This is a genomic window from Streptomyces sp. NPDC051576, from assembly GCF_040681835.1.
In the GTDB taxonomy this organism is placed as follows: Bacteria; Actinomycetota; Actinomycetes; order Streptomycetales; family Streptomycetaceae; genus Streptomyces.
Map to the genome: position 1 here is coordinate 16,322 of NZ_JBFAZO010000013.1, position 26,323 is coordinate 42,644.

A 26,323-nucleotide genomic window follows, 5' to 3' on the forward strand; every position below is an offset into this window, starting at 1 on the left:
GTCACAGCCTGGTGCGAGGCCGCGGCATACGCTCGGCGTCATGAGTCCCGTATCTCCCGGCACACGGGTGGACCCCCGGTACGGCGGGCACGCGCATCTGGTCGTGATCCGTCCCCCCTTCGGGCCCCCGCTCCGGCCCGACGAGCGACCCTCCGCCACGGCCCATGACCCGGCGGCGGCGCGGGCGGCCGTGTCGTCCCTGATCTCCGTCGCGGCGATCCGCCGGGAGGGCCCGCCGTCCCGGCTGGACCATCCCGAAAGCCCGGCCGACCGGGGGGAGTTGGACATCGTCCACGCGTCCGCGTGGGGCGGCACGGTGAAGATCACCGACCCGGCGCTCGTCGAGGACGGGGTGCTGTCCGGCGCACTGGAGGACGAGTTCCGGGCCCGGAAGAAGGCGCACCCCGACGCCCGGATCGTCGCCGTCTGCGAACGCGACTTCGGCGCGGCCTACGTCAAGATCCTCGTCGCGGTACCCGGCGCGCCGGACCTGACGGTGGCCGGCTTCGACGAACTCGACATCACCGGCGACCGTCGCGCCACCCTGTCGGCGGCCGGCATCACCCCCGAACTGCTGGGCGAGGAGGAGTTCGACGACGAGGACCGCTGCGACGACTCCTTCTACGACTACGACGGTCTGCTGCACGCACTGACCGGCGGGGCGCTGTCCGTCTACGCGCACGAGGAACGGCAGGAGTCGGTGTTCGTCGTCGACCGGGGCGAGGAGGGAGAGGCGAACATCGGGGAGGTGTGGTTTCCCTAGCCTCTTGCCGCCCGGGCTGTGGCGGCGACCTCGCCGGTGTCGAGGACGTTGCCCGGCGGCACGGTGAGTGCTTCGCCGCGCGGGACCCGCACCCGCCCCGCTCACGCCAAGCTGTCCCGCCACGCCCGGTGCAGATCCGCGAACCGCCCGGTCCCCGCGATCAGTTCGGCCGGGCTGCCGTCCTCGACGATCCGGCCGTGCTCCATGACCAGCACCCGGTCCGCGATCTCCACGGTGGAGAGCCGGTGCGCGATCACCACCGCCGTACGGCCCCGCAGGACCGTCGACATGGCCCGCTGCACGGCCCGTTCACCCGGCACGTCGAGCGAGCTGGTCGCCTCGTCCAGGATCAGCACCGCCGGGTCGGCGAGCAACGCCCGTGCGAACGCGACGAGTTGGCGCTGGCCGGCCGAGATACGGCCACCGCGCTTGCGGACGTCCGTGTCGTAGCCGTCGGGCAGCGCGCTGATGAAGTCGTGCGCGCCGATCGCCTTCGCGGCCCGCTCGATCTCCTCGCGGGGCGCGTCCGGTCGGCCGATCGCGATGTTCTCGGCGACCGTGCCGGAGAACAGGAAGGCCTCCTGCGTCACCATCACCACCCCGCGCCGCAGTTCGGGCCCGGACAGCTCGCGCAGGTCGACGCCGTCGAGCAACACCCGCCCGTCCGTGGGGTCGTAGAAGCGGGCGAGGAGCTTGGCGAGGGTGGACTTGCCGGCGCCGGTGGAGCCGACCACCGCGACCGTCTGCCCGGCCGGGAGGGCGAGGTCGAAGGCGGGCAGCACCTCGCCGCCGGTGCGGTAGGCGAAGCGGACGCCGTCGAAGACGACCTCACGGCCGGGCTGCGAGGAGGCAAGTTCCGGGAGTTGCACGGGTGTTGAGGGCTCCGGCACCGAGGGGGTCTGGGCGAGCAGGCCCGCGATCTTCTCCAGGGAGGCGGCGGCCGACTGGTAGGAGTTGAGGAACATGCCGAGCCGGTCGATCGGGTCGTAGAGCCGCCGCAGATACAGCACAGCGGCGGCCAGCACCCCCAGCTCCAGTGAGCCGTCCGCGACCCGGCTCGCGCCCCACAGCACGATCGCCGCGACGGCGGTGTTGGCGACCAGCCGGGAGCCGGTGACATAGCGGGCCATCTCCAACAGGGCGTCTCCGTTGGACCGTTCGTGCCGCTCGTTGAGGACCCGGAAGTCGGCGTCGTTGACGTCCTCGCGGCGGAAGGCGCGCACCGGACGGATGCCGTTCATCGTCTCCACGAACTTCACGATCACCCGCGCGATCGCCGTGGAGCGCACCGCGTACACCCGCACCGCGCGCCGCTGGTAGACCCGCACCAGCCCGTACAGCGGCACGAAGGACGCCACCGCGACCGCGCCGAGTCCCAGGTCGAGCCAGAGCAGCATCGCCGAGATGTACACGAACGACAGGACGACCGTGATCAGTTCCTGGAGTCCCTCGCTGAGCAGTTCGCGCAGGGCCTCCACGTCCGTGGTGGAACGGGAGATGAGCCGGCCCGAGGTGTAGCGCTCGTGGAAGTCGATGCTGAGGGCCTGCGCGTGCCGGAAGATCCGGCCCCGCAGATCGAGCAGCACATCCTGGTTGACGCGGGCGGAGGCACCGATGAACGCGTACTGGAGCCCGCCGGAGACGAGGGCGCAGAGCAGATAGCCGACGGCCACGGCGATCAGCGGCCCGTGGTCGTCGGCGCGGAACGCGGGCACCGCCCGGTCGATGGCGTACGCCACGAGCAGCGGCCCCGCCTGCACCGCGGCCTGCTGGAGCAGCAGCAGGACCGTCGTGAACACGACCCGCGCCTTCATCGGCGCGAGCAGCGACCGCAGCAGGGCGGCGGTCGCGCCCGGGGGAGTGGGCAGGACGTCGTGGTCGAAGGGGTCGCCCGCGGCGGGCGGGCGCGGGGGTTCCTGGCCGTCGTCGGTGGCGGGCGCCGAGGTGGTCGGGGCGGTCATCGTGCGTCCTCCTGTTCCGGGATGCCCGAGTGCTCCGGGTTGACCGAGTGCTCCGGGACACCCGACATGAGATGCGCGTACTCCGCGTTCGTCCGCAGCAGGTCCTGGTGGGTGCCGACCGCCGTGATCCGGCCCTCGGACAGCAGGGCCACGCGGTCCGCGAGGAGGACAGTGGAGGGGCGGTGGGCCACGATCAACGCCGTGGTGTCGGCGAGGACCTGACGCAGCGCGGCCTCCACGGCGGCCTCCGTATGCACGTCCAGGGCGGAGAGCGGGTCGTCGAGGACCAGGAACCGGGGGCTGCCGACCACCGCCCGCGCGAGGGCGAGCCGCTGACGCTGGCCGCCGGAGAGGCTGAGGCCCTGCTCGCCGACCTGGGTGTCCGTGCCCTGGGGCAGCGCGTGCGCGAAGTCCGCCTGCGCTACGGCGAGTGCGTGCTCCAACTCCGGCCGCCCCGCGCCTCCTTCGGCTCCCATGAGGACGTTCTCCCCGACGCTCGCCGAGAACAGTGTCGGTTCCTCGAAGGCCACGGCGACCTTCGCGCGCAGCTCCTCGCGGGACATCGCCCTGATGTCCTCGCCGTCCAGGGTGATCCGGCCCGAGGTCACCTCGTGCAGGCGCGGGACCAGCGCGGTGAGGGTGGTCTTGCCGGTGCCGGTGGCGCCGACCAGGGCCATGGACTCGCCGGGTCTGATGTGCAGGTCGATGTGGTCGAGAGTGGGAGGGGAGTCGGCGGGGGCGTCGGGGTAGCGGAACACGACGTCTCGGAAGCGCAGCCCGCCGTCCCGCTCGGCGGGCCCCGGCTCGGTCACGACCCGGGAGTCCTCCGGCGCCTCGTCCATCACCTCGAAGTAGCGCTCGGTGGCCGTCGCCGCCTCCTGGCTCATCGCCAGCAGGAAGCCGATCGACTCCACCGGCCAGCGCAGCGCGAGCGCCGTGGACAGGAACGCGACCAGCGTGCCCGCCGACAGGTCGCCGTCCGCGACCTGCACCGTGCCCAGCACCAGCGTCGCCCCGAGCGCCAGCTCCGGCAGCGTCACGATGACACCCCAGATCGTGGCGAGCAGCCGGGCCTTGCGCAGCTCGGTGCCGCGCAGGGTCCGGGACAGCTCACGGAACGCCCGCGCCTGGCTGCGGTGCCGGCCGAACCCCTTGATGATCCGGATGCCGAGCACGCTCTCCTCGACGACCGTCGTCAGATCGCCGACCTGGTCCTGCGCGAGCCGCGCCACGTGCGCGTACCGCCGCTCGAACACCACGCAGGTGACGACCACCGGCACCGCGGGCCCCAGGATCACCAGCCCCAGCGTCCAGTCCTGGAGCAGCATGATGACCACGCCCACCAGGATCGTCACCGCGTTGACCAGCAGGAACGTCAGCGGAAAGGCGAGGAACATGCGCAGCAGCATCAGGTCGGTGGTGCCCCGGGAGAGGAGCTGGCCCGACGGCCACCGGTCGTGGAAGGACACCGGCAGCCGCTGGAGATGCCGGTACAGATCCGCCCGCATCCCCGCCTCGACATGCGACAGCGGCCGCGCGACCAGCCACCGCCGCAACCCGAAAAGACCGGCCTCCGCGATGCCGAGCAGCAGCAGATACAGCGCCCCGAGCCACACCCCCGCCGTGTCCCGGTCGGCGACCGGCCCGTCCACCATCCACTTCAGGACGAGCGGGAACACCAGCCCCGTACAGGACGCGACGACCGCGACGGCGGCTGCCGCGAACAGCCGCGCCCGCACCGGCCGTACATACGGCCACAGCCGGGCGAGGACGCGGACGGCGGATCGGTTCTCGGCGGTTGCACGTGTCGTCGACATCACGGGCGAGCCTACGGACCGGCACTGACAGTGCCCACCGAGTTTTGGCCGAACAGGGCTCCGACCAGGGTCCTAGGACCGGCCGCGGTGCCGGTCGCGGTGCCGGGCGCCGGTCCGGTCGTAGCGCCGTATCAACCGATCGGTCGATGTCCCTTCGAGCGCGATGGCCGATGTGCCCGGCCCGCCCCCGGCGGGACCCTCGGAGCATGTCAGTCACCCCTGTCATCGAAGTCACCGCACTGCGCAAGTCCTACGGCGGCCGGGCCGTCGTCGACGGTGTCTCCTTCGCCGTCGAAGAGGGCGAGATCTTCGGGATCCTCGGCCCGAACGGCGCCGGCAAGACCACCACCGTCGAGTGCGTCGAGGGACTGCGCGTCCCCGACGCGGGCCGGGTCCGTGTCACCGGCCTCGACCCCGTCGCCGACCACGAGCGGGTCGCCCGCGTGCTGGGTGCCCAGCTCCAGGAGAGCGAACTCCAGGCCAAGCTCACCGTCCGCGAGGCCCTGGAGCTGTACGCGTCCTTCTATCCGCACCCCGCCGACTGGAAGCCGCTGGCCGAACGCCTCGGCCTGACCGCCCAGTTGACCACCCGGTTCGCGAAGCTGTCGGGCGGCCAGAAGCAGCGCCTGTTCATCGCGCTCGCACTGATCGGCGACCCCCGGGTCGTCGTCCTCGACGAGCTGACCACCGGCCTCGACCCGCGCGCCCGCCGTGACACCTGGCAGCTCATCGAGGAAGTCCGGGCGAGCGGGGTCACCGTCCTGCTCGTCACCCACTTCATGGAGGAGGCCCAGCGCCTCTGCGACCGGATCGCCGTGATCGACCAGGGCAGGGTGGCCGCGCTGGACACCCCGGACGGGCTGATCCGCCGCTCGGCGGGCTCCACCGTCATCAGCTTCACGCCCTCCGCGCCGCTGGACGACGGCGACCTGAACGCGCTGCCCGCGCTCACCGCCGTGACCCGCAAGGACGGCCGGATCACGCTCTCCGGCAGCGACGAGACCGTCAACGCGGTCATCACCCTGCTCGCCCGGGGCCACATCACCGCCCACCAACTCCGGGTCTCCGACGCCACGTTGGACGACGCCTTCCTGGACCTGACGGAGGTCACCCGATGAACACCGCAGTCCTGCGCGCCGAGTTGCGCCTCTTCCGCCGCGAACCGGGCGCCCTGTTCTGGATCCTGGCCTTCCCGACCCTGCTCCTGGTGATCCTGGGCTCCATCCCGGGCTTCCGCCACCACCAGGCCGATCTGGGCGGTCTGCGCACGGTCGACGTGTACGTCCCGGTCGCCGTCCTGCTCGGCATGATCGTCGGCGCGCTCCAGTCGATGCCGCAGAACCTCACCGGCTACCGCGAACGCGGCATCCTGCGCCGCATGTCCGCCACCCCGGTCCGCCCGTCCGCCCTGCTCTCCGCGCAGATGGTGGTCTACGGCACGGCGGCCCTGGCGTCCGCCCTGTGCGCGCTGATCGTCGGCCGCCTCGCCTTCGACGTACGCCTGCCGAAGCAGCCCTACGGCTATCTCCTCGCCCTGCTTCTCGCGGTCCTCGCCGCGCTGGCGCTGGGCGCGGTGGTCTCCGCGCTGTCGCGGACCACGAAGATCGCCGGTGCGATCGGCTCGGCCGTGTTCTTCCCGATGATGTTCTGCGCCGGCGTGTGGATCCCGGTGCAGGCGATGCCGGACACCCTGGCCCGGATCGTCGGCTACACCCCGTTCGGCGCCGCCGCCGAGGCCCTGAACCGGGCGGCGGCCGGGAACTGGCCGGGCTGGACCCACCTGGGCGTGCTCGTGGCGTGGACCGTGCTGCTCACGGCGGGTGCCTCCCGCTGGTTCCGCTGGGAGTAGGGGAGAGCCGTGCAGACTGGGGAGATGACCACCGCGGACAGGCAGATCGAGCGGCGCTGGGAGCAACTGCACACCTGGGGGCCGTACGGCCTGCTCGGCATCGGTGTCGTCCTCGCGCTCGCCTCCTCCGGCCCGGTCGACATCGGCACCCGGTGGTACGCCGCCTGGACCCTGGTCGGCGCCGCGCTCGTCCTCCAGTTGTGGTGGCACGGCACTTGTTCCCGGCAGCCCGGCGGGCGTCGGACCCCGTCCCTGGCGGGGACCGGGTACTACGCCGTCCGCTGGGCCATCGCCTTCGCCCTCACCTGGCTCAACCCGTTCTTCGCGTTCTACGCCGCCGCCGGCTACATGGACGCCGACGAGACGATCCCGGGCAGGACATGGCAGCGACTCGCACTGGTCGCGAGTTCGGTGACCGTGGCCGGCGCGCAGGCCGGTGGGATGCCGTTCGGGAGCGCGGTCCAGTGGATGGTCTTCCTCGCGCTCCTGGTCACCATGTCCGCCCTCCAGATGGTGGTCGCCCATCTTCAGGAGCAGGAGATGAGGCGCTCCCACGAGCGCGGCGACACCATCGCCGAACTCGAACGCACCAACACCGCCCTGCAACAGGCCCTCGACGAGAACGCCGCCCTGCACGCCCAACTCCTCGTCCAGGCAAGGGAAGCCGGGGTCGCCGACGAGCGCCGCCGACTGGCCGCCGAGATCCACGACACGATCGCCCAGGGCCTCACCGGCATCATCGCCCAGCTCCAAGTCGTGGCGGGCGCCCCCGACTTGACGACCGCCCGCACCCATCTCGACCGCGCCTCGGCGCTCGCCCGGCACAGCCTCGGCGAGGCCCGCCGCTCCGTGCAGAACCTCGCCCCCGTGGCCCTGGAGCACGACGGACTGCCCGAGGCCCTGAAGAACACGGTCGCGGAGTGGGGTGAACGCACCGGTGTCCGCGCCGAGTGCACCGTCACCGGCACCACCGAGCAGCTTCACGACGAGGTCTCGGCGACCCTGCTGCGGATCGCCCAGGAGGCGCTGTCGAACGCGGCCCGGCACGCCCGCGCCACCCGCGTCGGAGTGACCCTCTCCTTCCTCGGTGACGAGGTCATCCTCGACATCCGCGACGACGGACAGGGCTTCGACCCGCTCGCGCTGCCCGAACGCACCGACGCCGGCGGCTTCGGCCTCGACGGCATGCGCGCCCGCGCCGAACGCATCGCCGGTTCCCTCGCGGTCGAGTCCGAGCCCGGTCACGGCACGGCCCTGTCGGCTCGCGTACCGTTGGTCCGCCATGAGTGAGGACCTGCGTGACGAGCCGCTGATCTCCGTTCTGATCGTCGACGACCATCCCGTCGTACGCGACGGTCTGCGCGGCATGTTCGAGTCCGCGCCCGGATTCCGTGTCCTGGGCGAGGCGTCCGACGGCGTCGAGGCCGTGGAGCGGGCCGCCGCCCTCGACCCCGACGTGATCCTGATGGACCTGCGGATGCCGGGCGGCGGGGGAGTCGACGCCATCCGGGAGCTGACCCGCCGCTCCGCCCGCGCGAAGGTGCTCGTGCTGACGACGTACGACACCGACTCCGACACCCTGCCCGCGATCGAGGCCGGCGCGACGGGCTATCTGCTGAAGGACGCCCCGCGCGACGAACTGTTCACCGCCGTCCGCGCGGCGGCGGCCGGCCGCACGGTCCTCTCGCCCGCCGTCGCCTCCCGCCTGGTCTCGGCGGTCCGCGGCCCCCAGAGTCCCGGCAACGAACCGCTCTCCGCCCGCGAACGCGAAGTACTGGTCCTCGTCGCCAAGGGCACCTCCAACCGCGAGATCGCCCGCGAACTGTTCATCAGCGAGGCCACCGTCAAGACCCATCTCACCCATCTCTACGGCAAGTTGGGCGTCAAGGACCGCGCGGCCGCGGTGGCGGTGGCCTACGACCGGGGCATCCTCGGCTGAGGCGGTCAGCCGACCACCTTGAGCAGCAGCACCGCCCGCGCCGGCACGGTGATCGCCGCCCCCGCCCGGTGCACCACCCCCGGCGCCGCCCCCTGCTCCTCCCGCGAGGTGTCGACGACCACCTCGTACCGCTCCGCCCACGGCGGGCCCGGCAGCACGAAACTCACCGGGCGGTCACCGGCGTGCAGGACCGCGAGGAAGCTGTCGTCGAGGATCGGGGCGCCGCGTTCGTCGCGGCCGGGGATGTCCCGGCCGGAGAGGTACATGCCCAGGGTGGCTGCGGGCGCGTACCAGTCCCGTTCCGTCATCTCCGTGCCGCGCGCGGTGAACCAGGCCAAGTCCCTGATGCCGTCCGCCGAATGGGCCCGCCCGGAGAAGAACGCCCGGCGGCGCAGCACCGGATGGCGGTGACGCAGCTCGATCAGCCGGGCGGTGAGATCGGTCAGCGCCCGCCAGCCGGGGTCGTCCAGCAGCCCCCAGTCCACCCAACTGATCTCGTTGTCCTGGCAGTAGGCGTTGTTGTTGCCCCGCTGCGTCCGCCCCAGCTCGTCGCCCGCGACCAGCATCGGTACCCCCGTGGACAGCAGCAGCGTGGTGAGGAGATTCCTCAACTGCCGCCGCCGCAGCGCCCGTACGCGCTCGTCGCCGGTCTCACCCTCGGCCCCGCAGTTCCAGGAGCGGTTGTCGTCGGTGCCGTCCCGGTTGCCCTCGCCATTGGCCTCGTTGTGCTTGCGTTCGTACGACACCAGGTCGCGGAGCGTGTAACCGTCGTGCGCGGTCACGAAGTTGACGGAGGCGTAGGGGCGCCGGCCGCCCCACGCGTACAGGTCGCTCGACCCCGACAGCCGGTACCCGAGGTCCCGTACGTCCGGCAGCGTGCCCCGCCAGAAGTCCCGCACGGCGTTGCGATAGCGGTCGTTCCACTCCGTCCACAGGGGCGGGAAGGCGCCCACCTGGTAGCCGCCGGAGCCGACGTCCCACGGCTCGGCGATCAGCTTCACCCGGCGCAGCACCGGGTCCTGGGCGATCACGGCGAGGAACGGGGAGAGCATGTCGACGTCGTGCATCGAGCGGGCCAGCGCCGCAGCGAGGTCGAAGCGGAAGCCGTCCACGCCCATCTCCGTGACCCAGTAGCGCAGCGAGTCGGTGATGAGCCGGAGCACATGCGGCTGCACCACGTGCAGGGTGTTGCCGCAGCCCGTGTAGTCCGTGTAGCGGCGGGCGTCGCTCTGGAGACGGTAGTAGCCGCGGTTGTCGATGCCCTTGAGGGACAGCATCGGCCCCAACTCGCCCGCTTCCGCGGTGTGGTTGTAGACCACGTCGAGGATGACCTCGATCCCGGCCGCGTGCAGGGCCCGCACCATCCGCTTGAACTCGCCGACCTGCTGCCCCGCCGTACCGGTCGCCGCGTAGGCCGCGTGCGGGGCGAAGTAGCCGATGGAGTTGTAACCCCAGTAGTTCCTCAGGCCCTTGCGCAGCAGATGGTCCTCGTGCGCGAACTGGTGGACGGGCAGCAGCTCGACGGCCGTCACGCCCAGTTTCACCAGGTGCTCGATCGCGGCCGGGTGCGCCAACCCGGCGTAGGTGCCCCGGAGTTCCTCCGGGATGCCCGGGTGCAGTCTGGTGAAGCCGCCGACGTGCAGCTCGTAGATCACCGAGTCCGCCCACGGCGTCTTTGGGCGGCGGTCGTCCATCCACTCGTCGTCGGTGGCGTCGTCGTGTACGACGACACCCTTCGGGACGTACGGCGCCGAGTCCCGGTCGTCGCGCACGGTGTCCGCGACCTGCTGCTGCGGCCAGTCCCGCACATGCGCGTACACCTCGGGCGGCAGCCCGAACTCGCCGTCCACCGCCCGCGCGTAGGGGTCCAGAAGCAGCTTCGCCGGATTCCAGCGGGCGCCGGTCCACGGGTCCCAACGCCCGTGCACCCGGAAGCCGTAGCGCTGCCCCGGCATGACACCCGGCAGGAAGCCGTGCCAGATCTCGTGCGTCAACTCGGTGAGCTGGACGGCCGTTTCCACACCCTCCACGTCGAACAGACACAGTTCGACCGACTCCGCGCCCCCCGCCCACAGCGCGAAGTTGGTGCCGGGCACCCCGTCCGGGCCGACCCGGAACCGGGCGCCCAGGGGCATCGGCGTGCCCGGCCACACGGCCACGGCCGGCGCCGGGTGCGGAGCCCCGTTCAGCGCGGGGGCGGCACGCGGCGACGGCACGGCCGCGTCCGCCGCGTCATCGACGGGCCGCTCCACCGGCACGCCGCCGTCGACGCGCTCCTCCTGCACGGCCTCCTGCTCGGCTGCGCTCGACACCGTCCGGCCTCCCGCGGCTCATGGAACGACGAGGTGAAGGGCGTGCGGCGTCCCGGTCGCGGTGCCCTGTCCTGTTGTCCTCCCCACTGTTCTGCCCAGAGCGCGCGTCGCACTCACGTTTCCCTGAGGCGGGCCCGCTCGTTGAGCACCCCGTGAGGCATGCACAAGGGCGCGCGCGACGCGCAGGGGTCGCACTGGCCGCCGTACTGACATGGGCAGGACTGCTGGCCGGAGCCACCGGCTGTACTTCCGACGGCTCGGGAGGGAGCGGCATCGACGAACTCTTCGGCAAGGCACCGGCACCCGAGGACGTGATCCGGATCTCCCCCGACGACGCCGCCAAAGGCGTCAAACCCGACCAGCGGCTCCTGGTCCGGGTGCCCAGCGGACGGCTGGAGTCGGTCCAGGTCGTCAAGGACCAGGACGCGCAGGACACGCCGGTCCCCGGCCGGATCTCCGACGACGGACTGCGCTGGGAACCCGAGGACCCCAAGCTCGCGCTGGCCGCCGAGTACACCGTCGACGCCGTCGCCCTCGACGGCCACGGCCGCCGCTCCGCCCGGCACGCCACGTTCACGACCTACGTCCCCGACGAGCGGTTCATCGGCTACGTCACCCCCGAGAACCGCGCCACCGTCGGCACCGGAATGATCGTGTCCCTCGGCTTCAACCGGGAGATCAAGAACCGGGCCGCCGTCGAACGCGCGGTCCACGTCACCGCGAGACCGGCCGTGGAGGTCCGCCCCCACTGGTTCGGCACCACCCGCCTCGACTTCCGCCCCGAGACCTACTGGAAACCCGGCACCCAGGTCACCGTCTCCCTGCGCCTGCGCGACGTCGAGGGCGCACCCGGGGTCTACGGACTCCAGTACAAGACGTTCTCCTTCACCGTCGGCCGCAGCCAGGTCTCCCTGGTCGACGCGGCCAAGCACACCATGGAGGTACGGCGCGACGGCGACCTCCTGGCCACCGTGCCGATCACGGCCGGCGGCCCCAGGACCACCACGTACAACGGGAAGATGGTGGTCCTGGAGATGCTGGAGGTGACCCGCATGAACAGCCGCACGGTCGGCTTCGGCGGCGAGTACGACATCCCCGACGTCCCGCACGCCATGCGGCTCACCGACTCCGGCACCTTCCTGCACGGCAACTACTGGGCGCCCGCCGCCCCCGGACACATCAACGTCAGCCATGGCTGCGTGGGCCTGCGGGACGTCAAGGGCGGGGGCTCGGACACCCCGGCCGGCTGGTTCTTCGACCGCAGCATCATCGGTGACGTGGTCGAGGTCGTGAACAGCAACGACAAACAGGTCGCCCCGGACAATGGCCTCGGCGGGTGGAACATGGGTTGGAAGCAGTGGAAGGCGGGCAGTGCGGTCAAGTGACCGGAGAAGGGGCGGGCGCCTTGTGTCAGGCGGCAGTTGAAGTTGCGACCGAACGGTGACATTCGACTGACACGAACCTCAAAACCTGGCGGTTAATATGCGCGGACGCGCACGTCAGATGCGCAAAGGGGTGCGGGCCGGACCGGGCCCGGCGAGGGGAGAAAGTCTTGAACGTGCGACCGATATCGGGGGCGTCGGGGGACGCGCGCGGCCGTGGTAACAGAGGGCTGCTGGCGCTGATTCTCGGCGTGCTGCTGCTCGCCGTCGCCGCGTGCGGGGGTGGCGGCGGCTCCAACTCGGGGTCCGGGTCGGGCGACGGCAAGGACAAGGGCTCGGAGACGGCCCAGGCCAGTAAGCAGTCGCAGGCGGTCGTCACCATCGCGCCCAAGGACGGCTCGAAGGCCGTCGACACCAGCGGTGCCCTGAAGATCAGTGCCGCGAAGGGCAAGTTGACCCAGGTCACCGTGAAGGACGCGGACGGCACCGCGGTCACCGGCGCGATCACCGGCGGCGGTGCGACCTGGACGCCCGCCACGCATCTCGCCGCCGCCACCAAGTACACCGTGCACGCGGTCGCCAAGGACTCCGACGGCCGGGTCGCCGCGGAGGACTCCACCTTCACCACGCTGACCCCGGCGAACACCTTCATCGGCAACTTCACCCCGGACGACGGCTCCACGGTCGGCGTCGGGATGCCGTTCTCCATCCGCTTCACCAGGGGCATCACGCACCCGGAGGACGTGAAGAAGGCGATCACCATCACGACCGAGCCGGCCGTCGACGTCGAGGGCCACTGGTTCGGCAACGACCGCCTCGACTTCCGCCCCGAGAACTACTGGAAGTCCGGCACCAAGGTCACCGTCAAGCTCGACCTCGACGGCGTCGAAGGCCGTCCGGGCGTCTACGGCAAGCAGGCCAAGACGGTCAAGTTCACCATCGGCCGCAACCAGGTCTCCGTCGTGGACGCCAAGAAGCACACGATGAAGGTCACCCAGGACGGCAAGACCATCAAGACCATCCCGGTCACCACCGGCAAGCCCGGCTACGACACCTGGAACGGCCAGATGGTCATGAGCCAGAAGCTCGAAGTGACCCGGATGAACGGTGAGACGGTCGGCTACGGCGGCGAGTACGACATCAAGGACGTCCCGCACGCCACCCGCCTGACCGACTCCGGAACCTTCATCCACGGCAACTACTGGGGCGGCGACGCCTTCGGCAACTACAACGCCAGCCACGGCTGCATCGGCCTCCAGGACGTCAAGGGCGGTTACAGCAAGACCGTGTCGGCCGCGTGGTTCTTCAACCACTCGATCCTCGGTGACGTCGTGGTCGTCAAGAACTCCAACGACGCGACCGTGGCGCCCGACAACGGCCTCAACGGCTGGAACATGTCGTGGGCGAAGTGGAAGGCGTGACGCTTTCGCGGTGACGTGATCGGGCCCGGTGCTGTGACCCACAGCACCGGGCCCGTTGTCGTTAGCACGCGTTAACCTCCTGGCATGACCGTGAATCTCGAAGTCGCAGAGGGTGTCGGCACCATCCGTCTGGACCGCCCGCCGATGAACGCGTTGGACACCGCCGTCCAGGAGGGCTTGCGCGCGTTGGCCGGGGAGGTGGCGCGGCGCGAGGATGTGCGGGCCGTGGTCGTCTACGGCGGGGAGAAGGTGTTCGCGGCGGGTGCGGACATCAAGGAGATGCAGGGCATGGATCATGCGGCGATGGTCGTGCGGTCGCGTGCGTTGCAGGAGTCGTTCACGGCGGTGGCCCGGATTCCGAAGCCGGTGGTGGCGGCGGTCACGGGCTATGCGCTGGGCGGGGGTTGTGAGTTGGCGTTGTGCGCGGACTTCCGGATCGCGGCGGACGACGCGAAGCTCGGGCAGCCGGAGATTCTTCTGGGGCTGATTCCGGGTGCGGGCGGTACGCAGCGGCTGGCGCGGCTGATCGGTCCGTCCAAGGCGAAGGATCTGATCTTCACGGGTCGGATGGTGAAGGCGGAGGAGGCGTTGGCGCTGGGTCTGGTGGACCGGTTGGTGCCGGCCGGTGCGGTGTACGCGGAGGCGCATGCGTGGGCGGCGCGGCTGGCGAAGGGTCCGGCGATCGCGTTGCGTGCGGCGAAGGAGGCGATCGACACGGGGTTGGAGACGGACATCGAGACCGGGTTGGCGGTCGAACGGACGTGGTTCGCGGGGCTGTTCGCGACCGAGGACCGTGAGCGCGGGATGCGGAGCTTCGTCGAAGAGGGCCCCGGCAAGGCCAAGTTCCTCTGACACGGGTCGTCAAATCCCGCTGGACCACTTGCAATTGACGCGATGTCTCATACAGGTCCCCCGACCGGGCGGTTTATGGGAGCCTTAACTGGACCTTAAGCCTGCCTTGTCGAGGGAGCCTGTCGATTGCCACCAACACAGCCTTCGCCGCAGGTCGGAGGGGTTGCGGCGAGCCCTGAAATGCCTTTGGCATATGTCGACCAGATGTCGCGGAATGGGGGCTTCCGGGGGGCGTATTCCGCCGGAACCGCCCCGGAGGGCCTGCGGGGCGGCCATGATGGACGCATGGCGGGGCTGGAAGGTATCGGACAGCCGCGGGGACAAGGCCGTGCGACCGCGGCGCGCTGGTCGCCTGCGGTCGAGGACGAGCGGGCACTCAAGGCGATCGAACTGTTCGGCAATCCGACGGAGGCCGAAGTTCCGCTCCCGTCCCGCCCCGAGTCCGCCGCCGCCGCCCGCAGACTCACCCAGATCGTCGTCCTGCGGCACTGGGGACTCACCCCGAAAATGACCGAGGACGCCGTTCTGCTCGTCTCGGAACTCGTCGGAAACGCCGTACGGCACACGGGTGCCCGGGTGTTCGGACTGCGGATGCGGCGCCGTCGCGGCTGGATCCGCATCGAGGTCCGTGACCCCTCCCGCGGTCTGCCCTGTCTGATGCCGGTCCAGGAGATGGACGTGAGCGGCCGGGGCCTCTTCCTCGTCGACAAGCTCTCCGACCGCTGGGGCGTCGACCTGCTGCCGCGCGGTAAGACCACCTGGTTCGAGATGCGGGTCGCCGACCGCTGAGCACCCTGTTGGAACTCCTGTTCCGAGCGCGACCCGTGAGGGTCCCTCAATCGGGTTAATGCCCCGCTTTCTTACTCGACGCCCCTTAAATGGGCCGGGTGACCACGACCGACCGCCGTACGGCGTTGCGTGCGGGTGCCGGGCTCGTCGCCGGGGGCGCGCTCGCCGCCGGATGTGCCACGACCGGCTCCGCCGCACCTCCCGCCACCCCCGCCCGCGCCCGCGCCGCCAAGGCGACCCCGCTCACCGCCCCCGCCCCCCGCGCCTTCCCCCGACAACCCGCGCAGATCACCCACGGACCCCGCGACCGCCCCCGGATCGCGCTCACCTTCCACGGCCAGGGCGACCCGAAGATCGCCACCGCCCTCCTCACCGAAGCGGAGAGGCACGGCGCCCATGTCACCGTGCTCGCCGTCGGCACCTGGCTCGACACGCACCCCGAGATGGCCCGCCGCATCCTCGACGGCGGCCACGACCTCGGCAACCACACCCAGCGGCACATCGCCGTCAACACCCTGCCCGAGGCCGACGCGCTGGCCGAGATCACCGGCTGCGCCGACCGTCTCAAGCGGCTCACCGGCTCCATCGGCACCTGGTTCAGGCCCTCGCGCGCCCCGGCCGCGTCCCCGCTCGTCGAGCGGCTGGCCCACCGCGTGGGCTACCCCCATGTGCTGTCGTACGACGTCGACTCCCTCGACTTCACCGAACCCGGCGCCCCGGCCATCACCCGCAAGGTGCTCGCCGAGGTCCGCGACGGGTCCGTCGTGAGCATGCACTTCGGGTACGCCGGCACGGTCGCCGCGCTCCCCGCCGTACTGGAAGAACTCGACCGCCGCGGACTGCGCGCGGTGACGACCACGGAGCTGCTGAGCTGATGCACCCCACCCGACTCGCCCGCGCCGTCCGCGTCCTGGTCACCGGCGCCGCCCTCGCCGTGCTGGCCACCCTGGCCGGCTGCGGCTCGCAGGACCACGCCGACGAAGCCCTCGGCACCAAGGCCGCGCCCCAGCCGCAGCAGAAGAAGAAGCAGGCGGCACAGGCGCTGCCCGGGATGCCGCCGGTGCTCGACGCGTCCGACCTGTACGCGGCCGACCGGCCGAACCAACTCTCCCCGGTCGTACGGGACTTCCCCTCCCGGGTCTACGTCCCCAACACCAACTCCAACACGGTCTCGGTGATCGACCCGAAGACGTACAAGGTCATCGAGACCATCCCGGTCGGCACCCAGCCCCAACACGTCGTCCCCTCCTGGGACTTGAGGACGCTGTGGGTCAACAACGACCGCGGCAACACCCTCACCCCGATCGACCCGAAAACGGGGGAGGCGGGCGACCCGGTCGACGTGCACGACCCCTACAACCTGTACTTCACGCCCAACGGCAAGTACGCGATCGTGATGGCCTCCCTCGACCGCCGGCTCGTCTTCCGCGACGCGCACACCATGAAGACGGTGAAGGCGGTGCCGGTGAGCTGCTACGGCGTCAACCACGCCGACTTCTCCCCGGACGGGCGGTACTTCATCGTCTCCTGCGAGTTCAGCGGCGAACTCCTCAAGGTCGACACCGAGAGGATGAAGGTGATCGGACAGCAGAAGCTGCCGTTCCACGGGGCGATGCCGCAGGACGTCAAGATCTCGCCCGACGGCAAGAAGTTCTACATCGCCGACATGATGGCCGACGGCATGTGGGTCCTGAACGGCGACACCTTCGCCAAGCCGGACTTCCTGCCCACCGGCAAGGGCTGCCACGGCCTGTACATCAGCCGCGACTCGCGCGAGATGTACATCTCCAACCGCGGCGAGGGCAGCATCTCCGTCTTCGACTTCACCCGGAACAAGCTGACCAAGAAGTGGCATCTGCCGAACGGCGGCAGCCCCGACATGGGCGGCGTCTCGGCCGACGGCAAGGTCCTGTGGCTCTCCGGCCGCTACAACTCCGAGGTCTACGCCATCGACACCCGCACCGGCACCCAACTCGCCCGCATCAAGGTCGGCAGCGGCCCGCACGGCCTCGCGGTGTACCCCCAGCCGGGCCGCTACTCCCTGGGCCACACGGGAATCTTCCGCTGAAATCAGGTCAATTGGACACGCCCCGTACGGGTGATGATCCCCAACTCGCCGCCGCGGAACCGGAATCGTGCCCCGCATGATCACGATTCAGCTGCGGCGGCGAGCCGCTGCCGCCGTCCTGTCCCTCGCGGCCGTCCTCGCCACGACCGCCGCCACCGTCCCCGCCCACACGCCGGCCCGCGCCGCCGCACCGGCCTGCCCCGACGTCGCCGACCCGGCGATGGCCGCCGTCGACCAGCGCGTGGACATCACCCGCATCACCCCGGACCCCGTCTGGCGCACGAGCTGCGGCACCCTCTACCGCAGCGACAGCCGCGGCCCGGCCGTCGTCTTCGAGCAGGGCTTCGCCCCCAAGGACGTCATCACCGGCCAGTACGACATCGAGAAGTACGTCCTCGTCAACCAGCCCTCGCCGTACGTCTCGACGACGTACGACCACGACCTCTACAAGACCTGGTACAAGTCGGGCTACAACTACTACATCGACGCCCCGGGCGGTGTGGACGTCAACAAGACCATCGGCGACACCCACAAGTGGGCCGACCAGGTCGAGGTCGCCTTCCCCGGTGGCATCGCGCGGCAGTACGTCATCGGCGTCTGCCCGGTCGACAAGAAGACCAAGACCGAGATCATGAGCGACTGCGAGAGCAACCCGTACTACCGGCCCTGGCACTGAGCAGCAGCGCCTCCGAACCCACCGGACGGTAACCCGCCCCCAGGAACGCCCGCATGCTGCGGGCGTTCCCCGGCGCCACCTGCGCCCACAGGGGTTCGGCTGTGAGATGGCGGGCCGCGGTCACCAGGGTCCGGCCCAGGCCCCGGTGTCGTACGTCCGCGTCGATCTCGACCGAGACCTCCAGCCGGCCGGCCACACCGCGGCCCGTCACCAGCACACCGCCCTCCGTCGTCCACGCGCGCACGTCGTCGCGCCGGTGACGGGCGTACACGATCCGCGGGTGGTCGCCGTCCGTGATCTCCTTCAGCGGGAGCGGCGGTTCGCCCGGCAGCGGGGAGCCCACCAGCAGCGCGTCGACGGTCTCGGACGTACGGCCCGTCCGGTCGAGCAGGGCCGTCAGGAACCTCGGGTTCATCGGCGCCGCGAGCGCGTCGCACGGCACGGCCGCCAGGGTCTCCCGGACCCACTCCGGATCCTCGTCCGTGAAGACCACCGCGTGCGCGGTGAAGGCGAGCACGCCCGCGTCCCGCTCGGACGCCTGGGGCACCACGGTCGTACGGCCGTCGGGTGGGGGGAGGACACCCCGCGCGACCGCGTCGAGAATGTCCCGGAGAGTCTCCACCACCGTGCTCCCTCCCGCTCCTTGAGTCTCCACCCACTGGAAGGCCCACACTCGCAGACATGATCGAAGACGGCACCGGACTTTTCACCATCGGAGAACTGGCCAGGTCCACCGGTCTGACCGTGCGCACCATCCGCTACTGGTCCGACGAGGGCGTGCTCACCCCGGTGACCCGCTCCGAGGGCGGCTACCGGCTCTACGACGCCGAGTCCGCCGCCCGCCTGGAGCTGATCCGCACCCTGCGCGAGCTGAGCCTCGGCCTGGACGACGTACGCAAGGTGCTGGAGGGGGAGAGGACGGTCGCGGAGGTGGCCGCCGCCCATGTGGTGGCGCTGGACGCGCAGATCCGTTCACTGAGGGTGACCCGTGCGGTGTTGTCGACCGTGGCGCGACGCGGCTCGACCACAGAGGAGATGACACTCATGAACAAACTGGCACGGCTGTCGGCAGCCGAACGCAGGCGGATCATGGAGGAGTTCGTGGAGGAGATGTTCCACGGGCTCGAACTCGCGGACCCCGACGTCCGCGAAAGGATGCGGAACACCGCGGTGAACCTGCCGGACGACCCCACACCCGAACAGGTCGACGCCTGGGTGGAGTTGGCCGAGATGGTGCAGGACCCCGAGTTCCGGGCACAGATGCGCAGGGCGGCCGAACTCAATCACGCCGACCGGGGGCCCGACACACCCGCCGGGGCGTCCCGGTGGTTCGCCAAGCGGCTGGTGGAGCAGGTGGGGAAGGCGCGCGAGCACGGGATCGCGCCGGAGGCGCCGGAGGCGGAGAAGGTGCTGCGGGAGCTGTTCGGTGACGCCGACCGCGCCGCGATCCTCGAACGCGTCAACGCGACCCACAATGTCCGTCTCGCCCGGTACCGCGAACTGCTGGGGACACTCAAGGGGACGCCCGTGAAGACCTTCGCGGAGGAGTTCGCCTGGGTGGCCGCCGCACTGCGCGCTCGCACGGCCGGTTAATCTGGCCTCCGTCAACAGGCGGTAATGCGTTACGAAGGGGCGGATCCGGTGGCGGACATCGAGGAAGCACGCAAGCAGTTCGAGCGGATCGATACGGACGGTGACGGCTTCATCACCGCGGCCGAGTTCAAGACCGCCCTGGCCCAGGGAGGCGACTGGAACGTGACCGAGACGGTCGCCGAGGCCATCATCAAGAGCCGGGACCTCAACGGGGACAAGGTCCTCTCGTTCGACGAGTTCTGGGCCCACCTGAACAAGTGAACCGGGAGTGATCCCAGCGGCAGGGGCGCCCGTCCTTCGTGGAGGGGCGCCCCTGCCGTCATGCCCGGCTGCCCCTACTGATCCGCACGCTCCAGCGGCCGTCGTGCCGGTCCAGCACCAGCGGCAGGTCGAAGCACTTGCCGACCTGGTCACCGGTGAGGACCTCGGCCGCCGGACCCTGCGCGAGGGGACGGCCCTCGCGCAGCAGCAGGGCGTGGGTGGTGCCGGCCGGCAGCTCCTCCAGGTGGTGGGTGACCAGGACCGTGGCCAGGTGCGGATGCTCCTCGCGCAACGAGTCCAGCGCGTCGAGCAGCCGCTCCCGGCCCGGCAGATCCAGGCCGGTGGCCGGTTCGTCCAGCAGCAGGAGCCGGGGCTCGGGCATCAGCGCGCGGGCGATCAGGGTCCGGCCGCGCTGCCCCTGGGAGAGCGTGGGCCAGCGCGCCTCGCGCAGTTCCGTGAGCCCCATCGTCTCGATGAGCCGGTCGGCCCGCGCCTCCTGCTCCGGTGTCGGCCGCCAACGGGGCACCGGCACCACGGAGTTGGTCAGCCCGGTCAGCACGACCTCCCGCACCCGCAGCGGCTCGGCGAGCGGATGGCGCGGGTCGACGTGACCCACGTACGACCTCAACTCCCGCACGTCGACCCGGCCCAGCCTGCGGCCGAGCACCTCCACCGTCCCACCGCTCGGATGGACCCGCGCCCCGAGCAGGCTCAACAGGGTCGACTTCCCTGCCCCGTTGGCGCCGAGGAGCGCCCAGTGCTCACCGGCCCGGACGGTCAGGGACACCTCCGCGAGGATGGGCCGCCCGTCCCGTACGACCCGCACGTCCTCGGCGCGCAGCACGTCGCTCATCGGGCCACACGGTTCACCGCGGAGAGGACGGCCCCCACGGAGCCGGCCGAGCCCTCCGCGGCGCCCCACACCGTGGCGCCGTCCACCCGGCACTCGGCGTAGGCGGCCGTCCCGTCCTCGGTCAACTCCAGGACCTCGACCACGCATCCGGTCCGCGCGAGCGCGTCCACCAGGGCGGGTGTGTCCGGGTACGCGCCCGGTTCCAGTGGCCCCTCCACCACGTACGTCTCCCGGAACAGCTCGTACAGCTCCTTCGGTGTCGCCTCCCGTCCGCTCGCGTCCGTCGCCTCCTGGACGACCCGGGAGAAGTCGGGCCGCATACGCGGCGGCAGGTCGAGGCCGTGGTGGGTGCGCAGCAGATACGCCATTCCGCCCTTGCCGGACTGCGAGTTGACGCGGATCACCGCCTCGTAGGAACGGCCCACGTCGGCCGGGTCGATGGGCAGATACGGGACGGACCAGGGAGCCTGCCGCTCAGGGACGCCCAATTCCCTTGCCCTGTCCGTGTGATGGGCCAGGCCCTTGCTGATCGCGTCCTGGTGGGTGCCCGAGAAGGCCGTGTACACCAGGTCGCCGGCGTACGGGTGCCGGGGGTGCACCGGCAGCCGGTTGCAGTGCTCGACGGTCTCCCGGACCGCGTCGATGTCCCCGAAGTCGACCATGGGGTCCACTCCTTGGGCGAACAGGTTGAGCGCGAGGGTCACCAGATCGACGTTCCCGGTGCGCTCGCCGTTGCCGAACAGACAGCCCTCGACGCGCTGGGCACCGGCCAGCACGGCGAGTTCGGCGCAGGCCACACCTGTGCCGCGGTCGTTGTGCGGATGGACGGAGAGGATCACCGACTCCCGCCGGGACAGGTTCCGGTGGGCGTACTCGATCTGGTCGGCGTAGACGTTCGGCGTCGCGATCTCGACCGTGGCCGGGAGGTTGTGCGTGACCGGGCGGTCCGGGCTCGCGTCCCACAACTCCGTGAGTCCGTCGCACAGTTCGAGGACGAAGTCGGGCTCCGTGAGGTTGAAGGTCTCCGGCGAGAACTGGAAACGGACGCCGGGCGCGTCCCCGGCCCGGCGCGCCATGTGCTCGGCCGCCGCGCGCACGGTCTCCCGGACCTCACCCCGGCCCCGGCCGAGCACCACCTCCCGCCACACCGGCGAGGTCGCGATGTACAGGTGCACCACCGCGCGGGGCAGTCCCTCGATCGCGTCGAAGGTGCGGTCGATCAACTCCGGCCTGGCCGGGGTGAAGACGACGGGAGTGACGTCGTCGGGTACGGCCCCGCCGGTCACCAGATGCCGTACGAAGTCGAAGTCCGTACGGCTCGCGGAGGGGTAGCCGACCTCGATCTCCTTGAAGCCGGTCGCCACCAGCAGGTCGAACAGGCGGCGCTTGCGGGGGGTGTCCATCGGCTCGGCGAGGGCCTGGTTGCCGTCGCGCAGATCGACGGGGACCCAGAGGGGGGCGCGCTCGATCCGGGCGGAGGGCCAACTCCGGTCCCCGGCAGGGACGTTCACCCGGTCGTGGAAGGGGCGGTAGCGGTGGTGCGGCATGGGGCTCGGGCGTTGGGGGTTCCAACGGACGGCGGGGGCGGTGGTCATCGTCTGCTGACTGCTCTCGGCTCGGTCGGACGGTGACCGGCAGCACGGCGACCCGCGGCGGGGTGCCGGTCGCGTCAGGCCCCGCCGCGGCAGCCGAGAAGAAGGAGACCGCGAAGCGTCATGCAGGTACGCTATCCACACCTCAGGTCCTCAGACAAGTGAGAATTTCCTGAGCCCCTACCCTCCCGACCCCGGAGTTGGTGAACCGCGCATGCCGCTAGGTCCCGTCCGCCCCAGTCCCCTCGTCGAGCAGGCCGCCGCCCGACTGCGCGCGCAGATCGCCGCCGGTGAGTGGCCGGTCGGCACCAAGCTGCCCGGGGAGACCACTCTCGCCACGGAGCTGGGGGTGGGCCGCTCGACGGTCCGCGAGGCGCTGCGGGCGCTCGCCGGAGCGGGGCTGGTCCGGCCCCGGCAGGGCGCCGGCGTGTTCGTCGTCGCCACCGAACCCGCCGAGGACTGGCCGACCCGGCTGCGGCGGGCCGCGGTGACGGACGTCTACGAGGTGCGGATGGGAGTCGAGGTCCAGGCGGCGCGGCTGGCCGCGCGGCGCCGTACACCCGAGGACGTGACGGCGATGGAGCGCGCGCTGGAGGCCCGCCGGGCCGCGTCCGCCCTGGACGACACCGCCTTCGTCGACGCCGACATCGCCTTCCACGCGGCCGTGGTCGCCGCCGCGCACAACCCCGTACTCGCGGATCTCTTCGACCAGTTCAGGCCGGTGTTGCGGGAGGGGCTGGTGGATCTGCTGGCGCTGACCGGACTGCGCGAGCACGACCCGAACACCGGGGACGGGGCGCACGAGGCACTGGTGCGGGCGGTCGCGGAGGGGGACGCGGAGACGGCGGCGGAGGTGCTGCGGGCGGAGTTGGAGGATCCGTTCGGGGAGTAGGCGCTGAAGGTGTGTCACCCATACGGCAGGGGGTCCGGAATAGCCGGTGGTCGGCCGGGGTTGAGGCCCCCAGAAGAATGCATGTGCATTGATTCCGGATCGGCGAAGGGTCTGTCATGAAGATCGGCATCATCGGCGCGGGCAACATCGGCGGCAACCTCACGCGGCGGCTCACCGCCCTCGGCCACGACGTCTCCGTCGCCAACTCGCGGGGCCCGCAGACACTCACCGCGCTGGCCGAGGAGACGGGCGCGACCCCCGTACCGGTCGAGGAGGCGGCGAAGGGTGCCGAGGTCGTCGTGGTCACCGTCCCGCTCAAGGCGGTCCCGAACCTGCCCAAGGGCTTCCTCGACGGCGCGGCGGACGGCGTCGCGGTCGTCGACACCGGGAACTACTACCCCGGGCGGGACGGCAGGATCGACGCCATCCTGGACGACGGCCTCACCGAGAGCCGCTGGACGGCGCGACAGATCGGCCACACCGTGATCAAGGCCTTCAACGGCACCTTCGCCCAGGACATCCTGGACCGCCACCGCCCCGCCGGCGCCCCCGACCGCATCGCCCTCCCCGTGGCCGGCGACGACGAGGCGGCCAAGCGCAAGGTCAGGGCCCTGATCGACGACCTCGGCTTCGACACGGTCGACGCGGGCACCCTGGACGAGTCCTGGCGCCAGCAGCCGGGGACGCCGGTGTACGGCCTGCGCGAGGACGCGGCCGGCATCACGAAGGGACTTGCGGAGGCTTCGCCGGAGCGGACGGGGGACTTCAAGGGCTGACCAGGCGCAGGCTCACATGATCTCCGGGGGTAGGTGCGGCCCCGCCCGCTGGAGCACTTGATCGCCTTCGCGTGCGTATGCGTGACGTATGTTCGACTTCTTCGTTGATCGGGTGATGTGCCTTACGGATCAACGCGGTTGGGGAACGGGTGAAGAAGTGCCTGGCGGGCGGGGACGGGTGGGCTTGCGGTCGGTCTTCCGACGAGCATCGGCTCACGAGGGGGCTCTGCGCGGCCCATTACGCGCAACACCGGAAGGGCCGAGGTCTGGCTCCCGTCGGCGCTCCTCGCGTGGCGCTGGAAAGTCGTGCGTGTGCGTTCGATGGATGTGTGCGAGGCGCGAGGGCCAGAGGGCTATGTACAGGCCACTACCAGCAGCAGAGAAGCGGGAAGCCTCTCGCACCGCTCGGGAGGAAAAGGCCCAACGGCTCCATCCGTCAGATGGTCGAACGGGGCATCGTCGAGTGCCGCGGATGCGGCGAGCACAAGCCCATATCGGAGTACTCGATACTCAGTGCGGCGGGTCTGCCGCGGCCCTACTGCAAGCCCTGCAACAGCGAGCGTGTGCGCCTCGGCAACTACAGCGTGACGAAAGAGTTCGTGGACCTGCTTCTGGAGTTCCAATGCGGGAGATGTGCCATATGCGGAGCTCCCGACTCGGGGACGAAAGCCATGCACGTCGACCACGACCACATGTGTTGTCCTGGGCGTCGGAGCTGTGGAGACTGCGTGCGGGGGTTGCTCTGTTCCACGTGCAACTGGCGTGGCCTCGCTTGGTATGAGGCTCTTCCGTCAGCTCTTCGCAGCTTCGATGTCCTGAACGACTACTTGGCAAATCCGCCCGCGCGGCAGATGCGTGCGGGATGGGGCGCCGCGCCGGACGGATAGCCGTTACGCGTCCGCGGCCCACTTCTTCAGCGCGGCCTTGTCCGCGAAGTCGGCCACGTCTTTGTCGTGCGGGTCGCTGGTGTACTGGTGGAAAAGCCACTTGGCCTTGATGCGGGGCTTGCCCGCGGTGACGTAGTCGGCTATCCAGAGGCCGTCGCCGGCGTATGACGTGGTATCCACGGTGAGCCAGAAGTTGCGGTTTGTGTACAGCACGACCCGGTTGTTCGGCCGCAACGCCTTCACCTTGCGGATGAAGCTGTCCTTCTCCGCGTTGGTCGCGTGGGTGCCGTCGCCCGTCGTCTCCCAGTCGACGGCCAGCAAGTCCCCTGCTTTTTCAGGGGCCTTGCTCACGAAGTACTCCGCCTGGGCCGTGATGTTCCCGGGCCAGAGGAAGTGGTAGAAACCGACGACCAGACCCGCGTCACGGCCCGTCTTCGTCTGGGCGGCGAGTCTCGGGTTGACGTACGAGTGGCCCTCCGTCGCCTTGATGAAGACGAAGGAGGAGCCGCTCGTGCTGTACGTGGTGGACTGGTACGCGCTTACGTCGATGCCATGCAACATGGGGGACTTGTGCCCCGTCGCCGACATCCGGAACCTCAGCTTCTGGTCGCCACCGAGCTGAGTACCGACGCCGACTTTGCCGACCAGTCCGAGGTGATCACGCTCGCGTGGTCGGCCGCCAACAGGGCCAGTTTGGCGGCGACTTCCGCGTCCGTGGGGGCCGTCGAGGAGATCGCCGGGGCCACCGCGTACGCGTCCGTCATGATCAGGATGTAGTGGTTCGCGGAGTAGAACGACGTGTCGTAACCGTTGTTGACGTACGTCGCCGCGTCCCCGTCGAAGAACACGAACCAGGGTCGGATCGAGGTGTCGGAGGTCCAGCGGCTCGCCCTCGGGTCGCCGTTCGCCGCGCCCAGCACCGCGGGGAAGGCCTGTGCCTGGGAGATGTTCCCGGCCGCGTACAGGTCCCGCAGATGGTCGCCGTACTCCTGGTCCGTCCAGTAGTGGTCGAAGGGGTTCGCCTGCTCGACCGTCCCCGGGATCAGCTCGAAGAGGAACTTGCCCTTGAGGGCGTCACGGGAGGGCCACGCGTTCGCCTGGGCCGCCGCGTCGAGCGTGGAGTAGGAGGAGCCGAGCAGGTCGGACGGCTTGTAGACGCTGCTGCCGAGCTTCTGCGAGACCAGGGTGTCGAACTCGTCCGGGCCGAGGCCGACGTCGTTGTTGAAGCCCACCTTCATCTCCACCTTGATGATGACGGGCGCGTGGTCCGGGTGCAGGGTGTTCCAGGCGGCCATGTTGTCCAGGCAACTGCCGAGGTCCTGGTTGCGGGCCTTGCTGTAGAGGTCGGCGGGAGTGCTCGCGTACTCGCAGTTGTTGTCGTTGCCGAGCGGGTTGCTGTGGCTGACCCGCCACCGCTTGCTCAGGCTGTCGGCGTAGACGTCCAGTTCGAGCAGCGAGGCCCCGGAGTCCAACGCCTGCGCCCAGTACGTGTACTTGTCCTGCTCGTACGCGTTGTGCGTGCCGATCGTCGTCGTCTCGGAGAACTTCGCCGCCGCCGCGTGGGCGTTGCCCGCGGCCCCCGTCAGCAGCAGAGCCGTGGCGCCGAGCAGCGCCGCGAGCCGTCTTATCGCCTTCATGGG

25 protein-coding genes are annotated in these 26,323 nt (G+C 70.5%); 17 read left to right on the top strand and 8 right to left on the bottom strand.

The window, feature by feature from the left end; all coding sequences use genetic code 11:
• The first annotated feature begins 40 nt into the window (after positions 1 to 40).
• The gene (locus AB0M63_RS35455; protein WP_355924835.1) at positions 41 to 763 is read left to right on the top strand and encodes a DUF6333 family protein; all 723 of its coding nucleotides are present in this window, start codon (positions 41 to 43) and stop codon (positions 761 to 763) included.
• A gap of 101 nt (positions 764 to 864) precedes the next feature.
• On the opposite strand, the gene AB0M63_RS35460 is transcribed toward AB0M63_RS35455, so the two are convergent.
• Positions 865 to 2,724 (bottom strand): ABC transporter ATP-binding protein, encoded by a 1,860-nt coding sequence (locus tag AB0M63_RS35460; RefSeq protein ID WP_366022228.1) that lies wholly within the window; start codon positions 2,722 to 2,724, stop codon positions 865 to 867.
• The gene (locus AB0M63_RS35465; RefSeq protein ID WP_366022229.1) at positions 2,721 to 4,541 is read right to left on the bottom strand and encodes an ABC transporter ATP-binding protein; all 1,821 of its coding nucleotides are present in this window, start codon (positions 4,539 to 4,541) and stop codon (positions 2,721 to 2,723) included. Before AB0M63_RS35465 ends, AB0M63_RS35460 begins: the two co-directional genes overlap by 4 nt.
• Before the next feature lie 206 nt (positions 4,542 to 4,747).
• Here AB0M63_RS35465 and AB0M63_RS35470 point away from each other — a divergent pair, with 206 nt between their 5' ends.
• The 4 genes from AB0M63_RS35470 to AB0M63_RS35485 are packed head-to-tail and all read left to right on the top strand — an operon-like array spanning position 4,748 to position 8,329.
• The gene (locus tag AB0M63_RS35470; protein ID WP_355924841.1) at positions 4,748 to 5,659 is read left to right on the top strand and encodes an ABC transporter ATP-binding protein; all 912 of its coding nucleotides are present in this window, start codon (positions 4,748 to 4,750) and stop codon (positions 5,657 to 5,659) included.
• Positions 5,656 to 6,390, top strand: a complete 735-nt coding sequence (locus AB0M63_RS35475) for an ABC transporter permease (RefSeq protein ID WP_355924843.1) — start codon at positions 5,656 to 5,658, stop codon at positions 6,388 to 6,390. Before AB0M63_RS35470 ends, AB0M63_RS35475 begins: the two co-directional genes overlap by 4 nt.
• A gap of 24 nt (positions 6,391 to 6,414) precedes the next feature.
• Complete coding sequence (locus tag AB0M63_RS35480) at positions 6,415 to 7,680, top strand: sensor histidine kinase (protein WP_366022231.1); 1,266 nt, start codon at positions 6,415 to 6,417, stop codon at positions 7,678 to 7,680.
• Positions 7,673 to 8,329 carry a response regulator transcription factor gene (locus tag AB0M63_RS35485; RefSeq protein ID WP_366022232.1) on the top strand — a complete coding sequence of 219 codons (657 nt, stop codon included), beginning with the start codon at positions 7,673 to 7,675 and terminating at the stop codon, positions 8,327 to 8,329. Before AB0M63_RS35480 ends, AB0M63_RS35485 begins: the two co-directional genes overlap by 8 nt.
• Before the next feature lie 5 nt (positions 8,330 to 8,334).
• On the opposite strand, the gene glgX is transcribed toward AB0M63_RS35485, so the two are convergent.
• Entirely contained in the window at positions 8,335 to 10,641 is a 2,307-nt protein-coding gene (glgX, locus tag AB0M63_RS35490) for a glycogen debranching protein GlgX (protein WP_366022234.1), read from the bottom strand.
• Between the two features lie 152 nt (positions 10,642 to 10,793).
• Here glgX and AB0M63_RS35495 point away from each other — a divergent pair, with 152 nt between their 5' ends.
• The 7 genes from AB0M63_RS35495 to AB0M63_RS35525 all read left to right on the top strand — a co-directional run bounded on the left by AB0M63_RS35495 (position 10,794) and on the right by AB0M63_RS35525 (position 17,829).
• On the top strand, positions 10,794 to 12,026 hold the full coding sequence (locus AB0M63_RS35495) for an Ig-like domain-containing protein (RefSeq protein ID WP_366022235.1): 1,233 nt from the start codon (positions 10,794 to 10,796) through the stop codon (positions 12,024 to 12,026).
• 167 nt (positions 12,027 to 12,193) lie between these two features.
• Positions 12,194 to 13,444: an Ig-like domain-containing protein gene (locus tag AB0M63_RS35500; RefSeq protein WP_355924853.1), complete on the top strand. Its 1,251-nt coding sequence runs from the start codon at positions 12,194 to 12,196 to the stop codon at positions 13,442 to 13,444.
• An 84-nt stretch (positions 13,445 to 13,528) separates the two neighbouring features.
• Positions 13,529 to 14,296, top strand: a complete 768-nt coding sequence (locus AB0M63_RS35505; RefSeq protein WP_366022237.1) for an enoyl-CoA hydratase-related protein — start codon at positions 13,529 to 13,531, stop codon at positions 14,294 to 14,296.
• A gap of 180 nt (positions 14,297 to 14,476) precedes the next feature.
• Positions 14,477 to 15,085, top strand: coding sequence for an ATP-binding protein (locus tag AB0M63_RS35510; RefSeq protein WP_355924484.1), 609 nt, complete (start codon positions 14,477 to 14,479; stop codon positions 15,083 to 15,085).
• 89 nt (positions 15,086 to 15,174) lie between these two features.
• Positions 15,175 to 15,960, top strand: coding sequence for a polysaccharide deacetylase family protein (locus AB0M63_RS35515; protein ID WP_366022238.1), 786 nt, complete (start codon positions 15,175 to 15,177; stop codon positions 15,958 to 15,960).
• Positions 15,960 to 17,153, top strand: a complete 1,194-nt coding sequence (locus AB0M63_RS35520; RefSeq protein ID WP_366022239.1) for a hypothetical protein — start codon at positions 15,960 to 15,962, stop codon at positions 17,151 to 17,153. Before AB0M63_RS35515 ends, AB0M63_RS35520 begins: the two co-directional genes overlap by 1 nt.
• A gap of 76 nt (positions 17,154 to 17,229) precedes the next feature.
• Complete coding sequence (locus tag AB0M63_RS35525) at positions 17,230 to 17,829, top strand: ADP-ribosyltransferase (protein WP_355924490.1); 600 nt, start codon at positions 17,230 to 17,232, stop codon at positions 17,827 to 17,829.
• Here AB0M63_RS35525 and AB0M63_RS35530 read toward each other — a convergent pair.
• Complete coding sequence (locus tag AB0M63_RS35530) at positions 17,783 to 18,451, bottom strand: GNAT family N-acetyltransferase (RefSeq protein WP_355924492.1); 669 nt, start codon at positions 18,449 to 18,451, stop codon at positions 17,783 to 17,785. The genes AB0M63_RS35525 and AB0M63_RS35530 overlap by 47 nt on opposite strands.
• Before the next feature lie 59 nt (positions 18,452 to 18,510).
• Here AB0M63_RS35530 and AB0M63_RS35535 point away from each other — a divergent pair, with 59 nt between their 5' ends.
• Together AB0M63_RS35535 and AB0M63_RS35540 are read left to right on the top strand one after the other, a co-directional pair.
• Positions 18,511 to 19,422: a MerR family transcriptional regulator gene (locus AB0M63_RS35535; protein WP_366022240.1), complete on the top strand. Its 912-nt coding sequence runs from the start codon at positions 18,511 to 18,513 to the stop codon at positions 19,420 to 19,422.
• Positions 19,423 to 19,470: 48 nt separating this feature from the next.
• Complete coding sequence (locus AB0M63_RS35540) at positions 19,471 to 19,683, top strand: EF-hand domain-containing protein (RefSeq protein WP_266772742.1); 213 nt, start codon at positions 19,471 to 19,473, stop codon at positions 19,681 to 19,683.
• Positions 19,684 to 19,741: 58 nt separating this feature from the next.
• Here the strand turns inward: AB0M63_RS35540 and AB0M63_RS35545 are convergent, their stop codons facing one another.
• Together AB0M63_RS35545 and AB0M63_RS35550 are read right to left on the bottom strand one after the other, a co-directional pair.
• Positions 19,742 to 20,536: an ATP-binding cassette domain-containing protein gene (locus AB0M63_RS35545; RefSeq protein WP_366022242.1), complete on the bottom strand. Its 795-nt coding sequence runs from the start codon at positions 20,534 to 20,536 to the stop codon at positions 19,742 to 19,744.
• Entirely contained in the window at positions 20,533 to 22,131 is a 1,599-nt protein-coding gene (locus AB0M63_RS35550; protein ID WP_366022243.1) for a 2-isopropylmalate synthase, read from the bottom strand. Before AB0M63_RS35550 ends, AB0M63_RS35545 begins: the two co-directional genes overlap by 4 nt.
• A 211-nt stretch (positions 22,132 to 22,342) precedes the next feature.
• On the opposite strand from AB0M63_RS35550, the gene AB0M63_RS35555 reads away from it, so the two are divergent.
• The 3 genes from AB0M63_RS35555 to AB0M63_RS35565 all read left to right on the top strand — a co-directional run bounded on the left by AB0M63_RS35555 (position 22,343) and on the right by AB0M63_RS35565 (position 24,683).
• Complete coding sequence (locus AB0M63_RS35555; protein ID WP_355924501.1) at positions 22,343 to 23,020, top strand: FCD domain-containing protein; 678 nt, start codon at positions 22,343 to 22,345, stop codon at positions 23,018 to 23,020.
• A 116-nt stretch (positions 23,021 to 23,136) separates the two neighbouring features.
• Positions 23,137 to 23,796, top strand: a complete 660-nt coding sequence (locus tag AB0M63_RS35560; RefSeq protein ID WP_366022245.1) for an NAD(P)-binding domain-containing protein — start codon at positions 23,137 to 23,139, stop codon at positions 23,794 to 23,796.
• A gap of 440 nt (positions 23,797 to 24,236) precedes the next feature.
• Entirely contained in the window at positions 24,237 to 24,683 is a 447-nt protein-coding gene (locus AB0M63_RS35565; RefSeq protein WP_366022247.1) for an endonuclease domain-containing protein, read from the top strand.
• A gap of 3 nt (positions 24,684 to 24,686) precedes the next feature.
• On the opposite strand, the gene AB0M63_RS35570 is transcribed toward AB0M63_RS35565, so the two are convergent.
• Positions 24,687 to 25,244 carry a GH25 family lysozyme gene (locus tag AB0M63_RS35570; protein WP_366022248.1) on the bottom strand — a complete coding sequence of 186 codons (558 nt, stop codon included), beginning with the start codon at positions 25,242 to 25,244 and terminating at the stop codon, positions 24,687 to 24,689.
• Positions 25,245 to 25,279: 35 nt separating this feature from the next.
• On the bottom strand, positions 25,280 to 26,320 hold the full coding sequence (locus tag AB0M63_RS35575; protein ID WP_366022250.1) for a phosphatidylinositol-specific phospholipase C domain-containing protein: 1,041 nt from the start codon (positions 26,318 to 26,320) through the stop codon (positions 25,280 to 25,282).
• Between the last annotated feature and the right edge of the window lie 3 nt (positions 26,321 to 26,323).

What these genes read in the sequence shown, in the direction of transcription:
- AB0M63_RS35455 (WP_355924835.1), top strand. Translation starts at nt 41, where the DNA reads ATGAGTCCCGTATCTCCCGGCACACGGGTGGACCCCCGGTACGGCGGG.
- AB0M63_RS35460 (WP_366022228.1), bottom strand. Translation starts at nt 2,724, where the DNA reads ATGACCGCCCCGACCACCTCGGCGCCCGCCACCGACGACGGCCAGGAA.
- AB0M63_RS35465 (WP_366022229.1), bottom strand. Translation starts at nt 4,541, where the DNA reads ATGTCGACGACACGTGCAACCGCCGAGAACCGATCCGCCGTCCGCGTC.
- AB0M63_RS35470 (WP_355924841.1), top strand. Translation starts at nt 4,748, where the DNA reads ATGTCAGTCACCCCTGTCATCGAAGTCACCGCACTGCGCAAGTCCTAC.
- AB0M63_RS35475 (WP_355924843.1), top strand. Translation starts at nt 5,656, where the DNA reads ATGAACACCGCAGTCCTGCGCGCCGAGTTGCGCCTCTTCCGCCGCGAA.
- AB0M63_RS35480 (WP_366022231.1), top strand. Translation starts at nt 6,415, where the DNA reads ATGACCACCGCGGACAGGCAGATCGAGCGGCGCTGGGAGCAACTGCAC.
- AB0M63_RS35485 (WP_366022232.1), top strand. Translation starts at nt 7,673, where the DNA reads ATGAGTGAGGACCTGCGTGACGAGCCGCTGATCTCCGTTCTGATCGTC.
- AB0M63_RS35505 (WP_366022237.1), top strand. Translation starts at nt 13,529, where the DNA reads ATGACCGTGAATCTCGAAGTCGCAGAGGGTGTCGGCACCATCCGTCTG.
- AB0M63_RS35510 (WP_355924484.1), top strand. Translation starts at nt 14,477, where the DNA reads ATGCCTTTGGCATATGTCGACCAGATGTCGCGGAATGGGGGCTTCCGG.
- AB0M63_RS35515 (WP_366022238.1), top strand. Translation starts at nt 15,175, where the DNA reads ATGGGCCGGGTGACCACGACCGACCGCCGTACGGCGTTGCGTGCGGGT.
- AB0M63_RS35520 (WP_366022239.1), top strand. Translation starts at nt 15,960, where the DNA reads ATGCACCCCACCCGACTCGCCCGCGCCGTCCGCGTCCTGGTCACCGGC.
- AB0M63_RS35525 (WP_355924490.1), top strand. Translation starts at nt 17,230, where the DNA reads ATGATCACGATTCAGCTGCGGCGGCGAGCCGCTGCCGCCGTCCTGTCC.
- AB0M63_RS35535 (WP_366022240.1), top strand. Translation starts at nt 18,511, where the DNA reads ATGATCGAAGACGGCACCGGACTTTTCACCATCGGAGAACTGGCCAGG.
- AB0M63_RS35545 (WP_366022242.1), bottom strand. Translation starts at nt 20,536, where the DNA reads ATGAGCGACGTGCTGCGCGCCGAGGACGTGCGGGTCGTACGGGACGGG.
- AB0M63_RS35550 (WP_366022243.1), bottom strand. Translation starts at nt 22,131, where the DNA reads ATGACCACCGCCCCCGCCGTCCGTTGGAACCCCCAACGCCCGAGCCCC.
- AB0M63_RS35555 (WP_355924501.1), top strand. Translation starts at nt 22,343, where the DNA reads ATGCCGCTAGGTCCCGTCCGCCCCAGTCCCCTCGTCGAGCAGGCCGCC.
- AB0M63_RS35560 (WP_366022245.1), top strand. Translation starts at nt 23,137, where the DNA reads ATGAAGATCGGCATCATCGGCGCGGGCAACATCGGCGGCAACCTCACG.
- AB0M63_RS35565 (WP_366022247.1), top strand. Translation starts at nt 24,237, where the DNA reads ATGGTCGAACGGGGCATCGTCGAGTGCCGCGGATGCGGCGAGCACAAG.
- AB0M63_RS35570 (WP_366022248.1), bottom strand. Translation starts at nt 25,244, where the DNA reads ATGTTGCATGGCATCGACGTAAGCGCGTACCAGTCCACCACGTACAGC.
- AB0M63_RS35575 (WP_366022250.1), bottom strand. Translation starts at nt 26,320, where the DNA reads ATGAAGGCGATAAGACGGCTCGCGGCGCTGCTCGGCGCCACGGCTCTG.